Source organism: Achromobacter sp. UMC71 (assembly GCF_014170305.1).
GTDB lineage: Bacteria > Pseudomonadota > Gammaproteobacteria > Burkholderiales > Burkholderiaceae_B > Achromobacter.
In genome coordinates, this window is sequence record NZ_LZZT01000059.1 from 105,646 (window position 1) to 116,297 (window position 10,652).

Annotated in this window: 10 protein-coding genes and 3 rRNA genes; 6 read left to right on the forward strand and 7 right to left on the reverse strand. The window is 66.4% G+C overall.

What is annotated here, in order from left to right:
* Positions 1-4: 4 nt before the first annotated feature.
* Together A9974_RS28780 and A9974_RS28785 are read right to left on the reverse strand one after the other, a co-directional pair.
* Positions 5-1,423, reverse strand: coding sequence for an amidase family protein (locus tag A9974_RS28780; RefSeq protein ID WP_183007576.1), 1,419 nt, complete (start codon positions 1,421-1,423; stop codon positions 5-7).
* A gap of 103 nt (positions 1,424-1,526) precedes the next feature.
* Positions 1,527-2,393: a LysR family transcriptional regulator gene (locus tag A9974_RS28785; protein WP_183007577.1), complete on the reverse strand. Its 867-nt coding sequence runs from the start codon at positions 2,391-2,393 to the stop codon at positions 1,527-1,529.
* Positions 2,394-2,578: 185 nt separating this feature from the next.
* Here A9974_RS28785 and A9974_RS28790 point away from each other — a divergent pair, with 185 nt between their 5' ends.
* The gene (locus tag A9974_RS28790; protein WP_183007578.1) at positions 2,579-3,991 is read left to right on the forward strand and encodes an MFS transporter; all 1,413 of its coding nucleotides are present in this window, start codon (positions 2,579-2,581) and stop codon (positions 3,989-3,991) included.
* A 57-nt stretch (positions 3,992-4,048) separates the two neighbouring features.
* Here A9974_RS28790 and A9974_RS28795 read toward each other — a convergent pair whose 3' ends face one another.
* Complete coding sequence (locus tag A9974_RS28795) at positions 4,049-4,699, reverse strand: hypothetical protein (protein WP_183007579.1); 651 nt, start codon at positions 4,697-4,699, stop codon at positions 4,049-4,051.
* Between the two features lie 115 nt (positions 4,700-4,814).
* Between A9974_RS28795 and A9974_RS28800 the strand changes: the two genes are divergently transcribed.
* The 3 genes from A9974_RS28800 (at position 4,815) to A9974_RS28810 (ending at position 6,755) form a co-directional block, all read left to right on the forward strand.
* Positions 4,815-5,759, forward strand: coding sequence for a 3-hydroxyacyl-CoA dehydrogenase NAD-binding domain-containing protein (locus A9974_RS28800; RefSeq protein ID WP_183007580.1), 945 nt, complete (start codon positions 4,815-4,817; stop codon positions 5,757-5,759).
* A gap of 212 nt (positions 5,760-5,971) precedes the next feature.
* The gene (locus tag A9974_RS28805) at positions 5,972-6,244 is read left to right on the forward strand and encodes a GNAT family N-acetyltransferase (protein ID WP_183007581.1); all 273 of its coding nucleotides are present in this window, start codon (positions 5,972-5,974) and stop codon (positions 6,242-6,244) included.
* 118 nt (positions 6,245-6,362) lie between these two features.
* Positions 6,363-6,755, forward strand: coding sequence for a YchJ family protein (locus A9974_RS28810; RefSeq protein ID WP_183007582.1), 393 nt, complete (start codon positions 6,363-6,365; stop codon positions 6,753-6,755).
* Here the strand turns inward: A9974_RS28810 and A9974_RS28815 are convergent.
* Positions 6,747-7,631 (reverse strand): LysR substrate-binding domain-containing protein, encoded by an 885-nt coding sequence (locus A9974_RS28815; RefSeq protein WP_183007583.1) that lies wholly within the window; start codon positions 7,629-7,631, stop codon positions 6,747-6,749. The two genes, A9974_RS28810 and A9974_RS28815, sit on opposite strands and share 9 nt — an antisense overlap.
* Positions 7,632-8,232: 601 nt before the next feature.
* On the opposite strand from A9974_RS28815, the gene A9974_RS28820 reads away from it, so the two are divergent.
* Both A9974_RS28820 and A9974_RS28825 read left to right on the forward strand, forming a co-directional pair.
* Positions 8,233-8,943 (forward strand): haloacid dehalogenase type II, encoded by a 711-nt coding sequence (locus A9974_RS28820; RefSeq protein WP_183007584.1) that lies wholly within the window; start codon positions 8,233-8,235, stop codon positions 8,941-8,943.
* 124 nt (positions 8,944-9,067) lie between these two features.
* Positions 9,068-9,823: an aldolase gene (locus A9974_RS28825; RefSeq protein WP_183007585.1), complete on the forward strand. Its 756-nt coding sequence runs from the start codon at positions 9,068-9,070 to the stop codon at positions 9,821-9,823.
* A gap of 96 nt (positions 9,824-9,919) precedes the next feature.
* Here A9974_RS28825 and rrf (A9974_RS28830) read toward each other — a convergent pair.
* From rrf (A9974_RS28830) to A9974_RS28840, 3 genes are all read right to left on the reverse strand, one after another.
* Positions 9,920-10,032 (reverse strand): 5S ribosomal RNA (rrf, locus tag A9974_RS28830).
* Between the two features lie 176 nt (positions 10,033-10,208).
* Positions 10,209-10,321 (reverse strand): 5S ribosomal RNA (rrf, locus tag A9974_RS28835).
* 202 nt (positions 10,322-10,523) lie between these two features.
* Positions 10,524-10,652: ribosomal RNA gene (locus tag A9974_RS28840) — 23S ribosomal RNA — on the reverse strand; the annotation flags it as partial.

Consider the following 10,652-nt stretch of genomic DNA (forward strand, 5'->3'; position numbering starts at 1 on the left):
GCCGTCAGCGACGCCCGTTGTAGCGCGGTTGCGGCTGCGCGATGCTGACCGCCGGACCAGCCGCTTCAATCGCCTCGCCCGCCGCCAGGCAAAGATCCTCGCGGTAACGCCCCGCCACCACCTGCACGCCCACCGGACTGTCGCCCGCGTTGCCCATGGCCACCGTCAGCCCCGGCAGGCCCATGAAGGGCAGGCCGATCTGCGTCATCTGCGCGCGCCAAACGCGGTCGTAGGCGGCCTCGCCCTGCAGATCCAGGTTGTCGGCGAAAGGCAGCTCGGCGGACACCGGCAGCAGCAGCACCGGATACTCCGCCAGGAACAGCTCCCACAAGCGCGTCAAGGTCGCGCGGCGCGTCAGCACCGCCGAGAACCGCGCCATGTCCATGCCGGCCACGCGTTCGCGCTGACCGGCCAGCGCGGCGATCGCACCGGCATCGCCTTCTTTTTTGGCGGCCTCGACCATGCCTTCGTAGCCATCGGCCATCCACATGCGGATCTGCAGGTCGGCCGCTTCCTGCAGCGGCGGCACGACATCCAGCGTATCCACCGACCACCCCGCTTCGCTCAGGCGCCGGGCGGCGTCCTGCAAGGCCTTGACCACGGCGGGCTCGGTCTGCATACCGTCCGGGTTCAGGCACAGCGCCGCGCGACGCGGCGCCTCGGGTCCGGTCAGCGGCGCGGGCACCCACCAGGGATCGCGCGGATCCGGCGCGGCCATGGCCGCCAGCCCCAGCCGCACATCGGCAATCGTGCGCCCCAGCGGCCCCGACACCGCGGTAATCTGCCCGCCGATGGTGCGCTCGGGCAGCGCCGCGTTGTACGCCGGCACGCGGCCCAGCGACGGCCGCAAGCCATGCACGCCGCAGGCATAGGCCGGGTAGCGGATCGAGCCCGCGATATCCGTGCCGTGCGCCAGGTGGCCAATCCCCGCGGCAACCGCGGAGGCCGCCCCCCCGGACGATCCGCCCGGGGTCAGCGCCGGATTGCGCGGATTCAGGGTGTGCCCGTGCAGGCGGTTGCTGGTGAACCAGCGCAGCGAAAACGCCGGCGTATTGGTGCGCCCCAAGATGACCGCGCCCGCGCGGCGCAGATTGTCCACCACCGGATTGTTGACCGCCGCGATCACATCCTTTTGCAGCGTCACGCCATTGGTGGTGGCATAGCCGGCCTGGTCCACGTTGACTTTGACGGTCACCGGCACGCCTGCCAGCAGGCCGGGATCTTCGCCGCGCGCCAAAGCCTCGTCCACGCGCGCGGCCTGCGCCAGCGTGTCTTCGGGCCGGTAATCGACCACCGCATTGATCGCGGGATTCACGGCCTGCAGCCGGTCCAGGGCGCTTTGCGTTGCCTCGACTGCCGACACATCGCGCCGGCGGATACGCGCGGCAAGTTCAACTGCGGACAAACGCCAAAGCTCGGACACGCGCAACTCCTCGTTTCAGGTCAGGGAACACGACCGGCCGGCCCATCGCCGCCGGACGGTCAACCTTAGCGCCTGCCGAGCGCGGCCACAAGCCGGGGCGAAGTCAGTCCGACTCGAACACCTCGATGATCGCGTCGGCCACGGCGCGCACGCGGGCCGTCCGGTTCAGGTCGCCGTGCATTACCAGCCACAAGTCGTAAGGCTCGCTGCGGTTCGGCCAGATCCGCACCAGGTCTGGATACTGCGGCGCCATATGGACCGGCAGCTCGCCGATACCCAGCCCCGCCGCCACCGCCTCGATGATCATCAGCCCCGAATTCAGCTCCATCGCAATGCGGCCATTGCCGGTCGGCTCGCCGCAGAACGTATCGGACCAGCCAGGCAGCACCGACTGCTGGTAAGTCACCAGCGTATGGCCGGCGAACGCCGTGCCGGGCCGCGGTTCGCCGTTGGCCTTGAGGTAGGCTTTCGACGCGTACAGCCCGACCTCCTTGCGCGCCAAGTGGCGTTGGATCAGTTCCGGGTTGTCCGGCTTGACGTTGCGGATCGCCAGGTCCGCTTCGCGCCGCGTCAGGTTGCTCAATTGAATCGACGTCGACAGCGCAACGCGGATGTCCGGGTGCTGCACGTGCAGGCGGCGGATGGCTTCCATGATGAAGTAGCTGGCGACCGTCTCGGACGTCGCCACCCGCACCACGCCAGACAACCGGTGGTCCAGCCCCTGCATCTGGCGTTGCAGCTGATCGGCCGCCTGCTCCATGCGCTCGGCCGCGGCAAAGGCCTGCTCGCCCGCGGCCGTCGGCACGTAGCCGGAAGGCGTACGCAGGAACAACCGCGCATCCAGCGAGGTTTCCAGCGCCGCCAGCCGCCGGCCGGCCGTAGCCTGGTCGATCTGCAGCAACGCGGCCGCGCCGCGCAGCGTGCCGTTGCGGTAGATCGCCAGGAATATCCGCGCATTGTCCCAATCCATGAAGCGGACTCCTTTGCCGCCGCTGCGGCGCCGACCGAACCGGAGCAGCCACCGCCCGATTGTGACAGCAATGGCCCCGGCCGATGATGCAATTTTGCATCACTATAAAGCAGTTATTCCTCTTTTTTGCATCATAGAAACCTCCTAAGCTGTGCACCTCGGAAAGTCCCCCCGGAATTCTCGCAATGCGCACCGCCTGTCCCACCGCCCCCATCACGCCCACGCCGGCCGAACCCGCCTTGCGGCCGGCCGCCACCGGCTTGCTACCCCTGGTCACCCTGGCCATCGGCTTCGTCATGGCCATGCTGGACGTCACCGTCGTCAATGTCGCCCTGCCCAGCATCGCCCTGCAGTTCACCGTGCCGCTGACCGATCTGGTCTGGATCGTCGACGGCTACACCCTGACCTTCGCCGCCCTGCTGCTGGTGGCCGGCGCCCTGGCCGACCGCTATGGCGCCAAGACCATCTACCTGGCCGGCCTGGGCGTCTTCACCCTGGCCTCGCTGCTCTGCGGCATCGCCCCCAATGGCGACCTGCTGATCGCCGCCCGCATGCTGCAAGGCCTGGGCGCGGCGTTGTTCATGCCCAGCTCGCTCAGCCTGCTGACCCATGCCTACGAAGACGAACAGGTGCGCAACCGCATGCTGGCCGCCTGGTCGGCCATCGTCGCCGTGGCCGGCGCCGCCGGCCCGCTGCTGGGCGGCGTGCTGATCCACCAATTCGGCTGGCGCGGCATCTTCCTGATCAACCTGCCGCTGGGCCTGGCCGGCCTGTGGCTCGCCAGGCGCCGCATCCAGGCGGCTCCCCGCCGCCCACGCGCGCTCAACCCGCTCAGCCACCTGCTCGGCGTGGTCGCGCTGTCGTCGCTATGTTTCGTGCTGATCCAGGGCAACGCCTACGGCTGGTCGTCGTCCCCTATCCTGGGCGCGGTCGCCCTGTGCGCGGTGGCGACCGTGGTGCTGGTGCGCCGCGAACGGCGCCACGCCGAACCCATCATTCCGCGCGCCCTGTTCCAGACCTCGCAATTCGCGGCGGCCAACGGCGTCGGCTTCCTGATCAACCTGGCCTCGTATGGCCAGTTGTTCCTGCTCAGCCTCTTCTTGCAGCATGCCCGCGGCGCCGACGCCTTGCAGACCGGCATCCAGTTGGTGCCCATGCTGGCGGTATTCTCCATCGGCAATCTGATTTCCAGCCGCGTCTCGGCGCGCTGGAACGTGTCGGCCTCGCTGCTGGGCGGCATCTCGCTCGCGACGCTGATGAGCGCGGCCGGGCTGGCCGCGTTCTCGCCGGACATCGCCTACTGGCCCTTCGCCATCGTCGTCGCCCTGGCCAACCTGGGCGTCGGCATCGCCGTACCGGCCATGACCAGCGTCGTCATGCAGGTCTCCGGCAAGCACCACGCCAACAGCGCGGCGGCGGCGCTGAACGCCAATCGTCAATCGGGCGCCCTGGTCGGCGTAGCGCTGATGGGCACCGTCCTGCACCTGCTGCCTGACTGGCACGCCAGCCTGCCCGCCGCCTACAGCATCATCACAGCCGCCTACCTGATCGCCGCGATGCTGGTCTGGCGCCACCTGCGCCGCGCCCGCAACGCCTGATCCGCCCCGTACCGCAAGCCGTCGGCGCAGACAGGTTCTGCGCCGACCGCGGCGGCGCTATACGGCGGCGGCTGACGTACGGGCTTCCGGCAGGATCGCCACTCCCCGGCCCGCAAAGAACGTATCGAACACCTGCAACGGCACCACCGCGTCGGCCTGCACGCCAGGCTCGCCGGAAGGGTTGTGAAACGTCACGCTCTCCGCCGTGGCGCGTGTCACCAGCACCAGGTGCCCGCCCTTGGCCGGCGGTTCGCGGTCGGGCCAGCGTATCCACGGATGCACCGAGGCCATGAAGTATTCCGCCTGCGCCATCACGTCCGGCAATTCATCCGCGCCCAGCCCCACCCGCACCTCGGCCCGCAGGCCGAAATCCTGCGCCACGAACTGCACGAACGGCGCGTAGATCAATCCCTTGATCTGCCCGTCCGTTTCCGTATAGGCGCCATAAGGCAAGCTGCGGCGCGCCAGTTCGAGCGTCGGATGGACCTGTCCGCTGCGCGCGGCCAGCACCATCTTCAGACACGCCATGCCGCAGACATGGCTGGCCCAGCGCGCATATTCCGCCACGTCCCGGGCGCCCGAATCGCGCCACGCGGGATCATCCTCCAGACGCAGTTCCTTGCGGATGATCTGGCCGGCCAGGTGGGCGGACTCCCATTGGCAGAAATACGGCACCGCCGGCTGCCCGCCGGATCGTGACTTGTCCATCCACCACTCCAGTGATGTTCAGGGACTGCCATCTTGCCGCCACGCGCCGCGCGTGGCAACCCGGCGGCCTTTGCTTCACAATGAGCCTTCCCCGACACCCCTTCCGGAGCGCCGCATGACCGACACGTCCTCTCATCCCGCCATCCGCCGCGTCGCCATCGTCGGCGCGGGCACCATCGGCGCCAGCTGGGCCGCGCTGTTTCTGGCGCACGGCCTGGAGGTCGTGGTCAGCGATCCCGCCGCCGACGCCGAGCCCCTCACGCGCGCCCGCGTCGCCGCGGCATGGCCTGTGCTGAACGAACTCGGACGCGTCGCCGCCGGCGCCACGCCCGACGCCCTGCGCTTCGAACCCGACCTGAGCACTGCCCTGCAAGGCGCCGACTTCGTCCAGGAAAACGCGCCCGAACGCGAAGACTTCAAGACCGACCTGTTCGCGCGCATGGACGCCATCCTGCCGCCCCACGTCATCGTCGCCTCCAGCTCGTCCGGCCTCATCATGAGCCGCCTGCAAGCGCGCTGCCGTCACGCCGGGCGCTTCGTCATCGGCCACCCCTTCAATCCGCCGCACCTGATCCCGCTGGTCGAAGTCGTGGGCGGCGACAAGACGTCCGCCGACACCATCGACCGCTGCATCGACTTCTACCGCCAGCTGGGCAAGTACCCCATCCGCCTGAACAAGGAAGTGCCCGGCCACATCGCCAACCGACTGCAGGCCGCGCTGTGGCGCGAAGCCATCCACCTGGCCGCAGAAAATGTCGCCAGCGTGGCCGACATCGACGCCGCCGTCTCGCAAGGCCCCGGCCTGCGCTGGGCCCTGTTCGGACCGCACATGACCTTCAACCTGGGCGGCGGCGCGGGCGGCCTGGCGCATTTCATGGACCATCTGCTCGGCCCCGTGCAGACCTGGTGGGACGACCTGGGCACGCCCGACGTCACCCCCGCGCTGCAACGCCGCCTGATTGAAGGCGTCAACGCCGAAGCCGGCTCGCGCAACATCGCCGACCTGGTCCAGACCCGCGATGCGCAACTGACCGCGCTGCTGAAAGTCCTGCAACGCTGAACCGTCCGTCGGCTGCGATGCTGCCTGCCCGGACGGGCTGCAGCGCGCAGCCGGACATAGCGCGAGGAAGGCCGTCGCGGCCATGCGGCATCTCGGCCATACGAGAGCGGCCGGCAGCGGATCTGCGGACCTGCCGTTCAGGCCCCGGCCGCGCCGCTGGTATCCTACGGATTACCCGGCCTTCGGCCCTCCTTCATGCGCAGGAACTCCCCATGATTTCCGTGATCCACGACACCGATCATTCCCGCTACACGGCGACCGTCGACGGCGTGCTGTGCGTACTGGATTACCAGTTGCAGGACGGCGTGATGACCATCACCCACACCGGCGTGCCCAGCCACGTAGGCGGACGCGGCATCGCGGCCGAACTCACGCGCGTGGCGCTGGACAGCGCCCGCGCCCAGGGCTGGAAGGTCCGCCCGCGCTGCTCCTACGCCGACGTCTACATGCGCCGCCATCCCGAATACAACGACCTGCTCGCCTGACGGCAACCCTCCGTCTACCGGCAAGCCCGATGGCCCCGCGTCCGCGCCGGTCCATCCGCCCAGGCCATGACGAACCCGGGTGCAGGCCGGCCTTTTTTTGATTTCAGGCTTTTCCGTAATGACGTCTCTTTCCGCTGCCTGCCCCTGCGGCTCCGCGAATAGCTATGCCGCCTGCTGCGGCCGCTGGCACGATGGCCCGCAAGCGCTGCAAGCCCCCACCGCACAGGCCCTGATGCGCTCGCGCTACAGCGCGTTCGTGCTCGACAAGCTGCCTTATCTGCTGGACACCTGGCACCCCAGCACCCGGCCGGCCACGCTCGAACCAAATCCGCCCGGCCTGAAATGGCTGGGCCTGTCGATCAAGCAGGCGCGCGACCAGGACGCCGACCACGCCACCGTCGAATTCGTCGCGCGCAGCCGCCTGGCCGGCCGCGCCAGCCGCATGCACGAAGTCAGCCGTTTCGTGCGCGAAGGCGGGCGCTGGTACTACGTCGACGGCGACCTAAGCTGACGCCATCCGGCGCGGTGGTGGCGCGGCCTCCGCGCCGACCGCCTGCTTCAACACCGCCACCAGATCCGCCTGAGCGCCCAGCGCCGCTTTCGCGTTGCCCACGATCGCAAGCTCGGTATGCGGCGCCTGCGCCAGCCCCTGCGCCGGCCCTAGCACGCCGTGCTCGGGCAGACACGCAAACGCCGGCAACAACGACACGCCCAACCCCGCGGCCACCGCCGCCTGCACGCCCGCCAGGCTCTGGCTGTGGTATGCCGCGCGCCAGGGACGGCCCGCGCTCTCCAGGGCATAGATCATCCGCTTGCGATAAATGCAGCCTTGCGGAAACAGCACCAGCGGCACCGGCTCCCGCCCCAGCAGCAAGCGCTTGTCACCCACCCACGCCAGCCGCTCCGGCCACGCCGCCAGGCAGGGGCCGTCGCCCGGCTCACGCTTGATCAGCGCCAGATCCAGATCGCCCGCCGCCAGCCTGGCCTTCAGGTCCGTACTCATGCCACTGCCCGTTTCCAGACGAATCTCGGGATGGCTGGCCGCGAATCCCGCGAGCAGCGCCGTCAGGCGCGACACATCAAAATCTTCGGGCACCCCCAAACGAATCACCTGCGCGCCGCGCGGCGCCGACAGCACCAGCTCCGCCTCATCCGCCATCGCCAACAGCTTGCGCGCATAGGTCAGCATCAACTCGCCATCCTCGGTCGCGGTCACCTGATTGCCGGTGCGGTCCCGCAGCAACAACGTCTTGCCCACCATCTGCTCCAGCTTACGCACCTGCTGGCTCACCGTCGATTGCGTGCGATGCACACGGCCAGCCGCACGCGTAAAGCTACCCTCGTCCACCACGCATACCAGCGTTCTGAGAAGTTCAAGATCAAGCATGATGTTTCCGCTGTGAAGACCTATGTTTCCGCTATGAAGACCTATTACCCGCCATACCAATACGATTACGCGCCATACCAATACGCCTGATGTACCGACTTGCCTGGCGAAGACGTTCACCTCGTTGCTGTACTTGCCCCATCACGGTACTCCCCACGTAGATGGGTCCTCCCCGTCACCACGCTCATCGCACCGACGGGCTGGCCCCGTCACCGTGTGCGCCACATCGATGGCCTCGTCCCGTCACTGTGTTCGCCACATCGATGGCCTCGTCCCGTCACTGTGTCCGCCGTATCGATGGCCTCGCCTCGTCACTGTGTTCACCACATCAATGGCCTCGCCCTGTCACGGTATTCATCCCCAGCGTCAATGTCTTCGTCACGTCGATGCTTTGTGGCCCCTCAAACCGCGTCGCGATCCTCGTGAGAGGCAGCAAAGGCTGGCACCGTCACTATCGACGACAGCATTGCCGCGCGGAGTCGTAAACCGCGACTCACGTTATTTGATAAACCACTAGATAGAGTTTTATTATTAATTTTACAGCTTACCAGAGGGCTTTTAAGCTGGTCCGACATCGACCACTGATTACAAAGGATCCGCCATGCCCCTGGACCATCTTCCCCGCCCGCAGTGGCTTACCTTCGACTGCTACGGCACGCTGATCCAATGGGACGAGGGCCTGCAAGCCGCAGTGGCCCGCATCCTGGCCGCCGGCGAGCCCCAGCACACGCCCACGCCTGCACAGTTCCTGAGTGTCTACGACGAGCATGAGCATCGCCTGGAGCGCACACCGCCCCATATGCGCTTCGCCGACGTCACCCGCGAATCGCTGCGCCTCACCATGCGCGATCTGCAGCTGGCCTATCGCCCGGAGGACGCTACCTTGCTCACGGGCAGCATCTCGGCAATGCCGCCGTTTCCCGAGGTGGTCACCACGCTAGCCACCTTGAAGCAGGCCGGCTTCAAGCTCTGCATCATCTCCAACACCGACGATGCCATCATCGCCGGCAACGTCGCGCAGCTGGGCGGCCACATCGACCGCGTCATCACCGCTGAACAGGCGGGCGCCTACAAACCGTCGCGCCAAATCTTCGCCCACGCCCACCACAGCCTCGGGGTCACGCCAGACGAAGTCGTGCACATCTGCGCCAGCCCGCACCTGGATCACGCCGCCGCCCGCGACATCGGCTTTCGCTGCCTCTGGATCGACCGGGGCACCGGACGCCGGCCCTTGCCGGACTACCGTCCCGACGCTACCGTATCGACTCTGGACAAAGTCCCCGGCCTGTTCCAACAGGCCGGCTGGATGTAAGTCAGCATATCTGGCCGCAAGCAAGGCCCGCTTCTCTTGGCGCCGAGACCCGCCGCCCGAAAAACAGGACTTGCCGCGCCACGTATCTTCAAGACCTCCCCTGCAACTTCCCTCGGGCAGCCCTATGAATAAAGATCCCCACTTCGCCGATGCGCTCTTTCACGCCGATCACGTCACGAGCTTACGCAGCGACCTGGCACTGGCCTTGCGCGCCGCGGCCGCCCACGGACTCGGCGAAGGGGTCTGCAATCATTTCAGCGTGGCGCTGCCCGGCGATCCGGATCACTTTCTCTTGAATCCGCGCGGCCTGATGTGGAACGAAGTCCAGGCCGACGACATCGTGCTGGTCGACGCACATGGCCACAAGCTCGCAGGGCGTCACGAGGTCGAACCCACGGCCATGTTCATCCACGCCGCCATCCACCGCATCGCCGACAAGGCCTGTGTGCTGCACACCCACATGCCCTACGCCACCGCCCTGACGCTCACCGCGGATCGAACGCTGGACACCACCCTGTCCCAGAACGCCATGCGCTTTCACGACCGCATCGCGGTCGATGCCGACTACAACGGCCTGGCCCTGGACGCCAGCGAGGGGGAACGCATCGCCCGTGCCATGCAAGGCGCCGACATCGCCTTTCTGGGCAACCACGGCGTCGTAGTCTGCGGCGAACGCCTCGATTACGCCTACGACGATCTTTTCTTTCTGGAACGCGCCTGTACCGCCCAGGTCCTGGCCCAATCCACCGGCCGGCCTTTGGTCCCCGTGGATCCGGTCATCGCCGCCAAGGTCGCCGCGCAGATCCAAAGCGAACGCCTGCAGTCCGAACTGTTCTTCGCCGCCCTGCGGCGTCAATTACCCGACAGTGGACAGCACTAATCGAAGCGCAGCGCAAAACCACAACGCCGGCCCCATCCAGCCCCAAAGCAAAAACCCCACAGGCGCAAGCCTGTGGGGTTTTTCTTGGGAATAATTGCCTGACGCTGACCTACTTTCACAGACGTCCGTCCACTATCATCGGCGCAAAGGCGTTTCACTGTCCTGTTCGGGATGGGAAGGAGTGGTACCACCTTGCTATGGGTATCAGGCTTGACTTGCTGAATGCCACACCGCGATGGCGGACACTCGAATCCTGGGTACTGCGCACCAACCAGGCACCGCACGATCAGAGCCAAACTCGATAATCGCGCCGCACACAGGCGGGTGTTTCACACAAAGACAAAACCCCACAGGCGCTGAGCCTGTGGGGTTTTGAGCAATAAAAGCCTGACGATGACCTACTTTCACAGACGTCCGTCCACTATCATCGGCGCAAAGGCGTTTCACTGTCCTGTTCGGGATGGGAAGGAGTGGTACCACCTTGCTATGGTCGTCAGGCGTAACTGGTTGAGTTATTGCTTTGTGGGCAACAACTCCAATCTTGGAAGAAGCGCAACGTGTGGGTAATCAGAGCTAGCGGCTCGATGATCACGCACAGTGGGGTGTAATTGGTGTTGGCTGGCTGCTGACGGGGCAGCCAGATTTTGTATTGAACGACACTTGGAACGCTATATCACCAGGTCATAACCATCAGTGTTATAGGATCAAGCCTCACGAGCAATTAGTATCGGTTAGCTTAACGCATTACTGCGCTTCCACACCCGACCTATCAACGTCCTGGTCTCGAACGACTCTTTAGGGGGATCAAGTCCCCGGGATACCTAATCTT

Bases quoted from the DNA above. Each gene is read 5' to 3' on its own strand.
- A9974_RS28785 (WP_183007577.1), bottom strand. From the start codon at position 2,393: ATGGATTGGGACAATGCGCGGATATTCCTGGCGATCTACCGCAACGGC.
- A9974_RS28790 (WP_183007578.1), top strand. From the start codon at position 2,579: ATGCGCACCGCCTGTCCCACCGCCCCCATCACGCCCACGCCGGCCGAA.
- A9974_RS28795 (WP_183007579.1), bottom strand. From the start codon at position 4,699: ATGGACAAGTCACGATCCGGCGGGCAGCCGGCGGTGCCGTATTTCTGC.
- A9974_RS28800 (WP_183007580.1), top strand. From the start codon at position 4,815: ATGACCGACACGTCCTCTCATCCCGCCATCCGCCGCGTCGCCATCGTC.
- A9974_RS28805 (WP_183007581.1), top strand. From the start codon at position 5,972: ATGATTTCCGTGATCCACGACACCGATCATTCCCGCTACACGGCGACC.
- A9974_RS28810 (WP_183007582.1), top strand. From the start codon at position 6,363: ATGACGTCTCTTTCCGCTGCCTGCCCCTGCGGCTCCGCGAATAGCTAT.
- A9974_RS28815 (WP_183007583.1), bottom strand. From the start codon at position 7,631: ATGCTTGATCTTGAACTTCTCAGAACGCTGGTATGCGTGGTGGACGAG.
- A9974_RS28820 (WP_183007584.1), top strand. From the start codon at position 8,233: ATGCCCCTGGACCATCTTCCCCGCCCGCAGTGGCTTACCTTCGACTGC.
- A9974_RS28825 (WP_183007585.1), top strand. From the start codon at position 9,068: ATGAATAAAGATCCCCACTTCGCCGATGCGCTCTTTCACGCCGATCAC.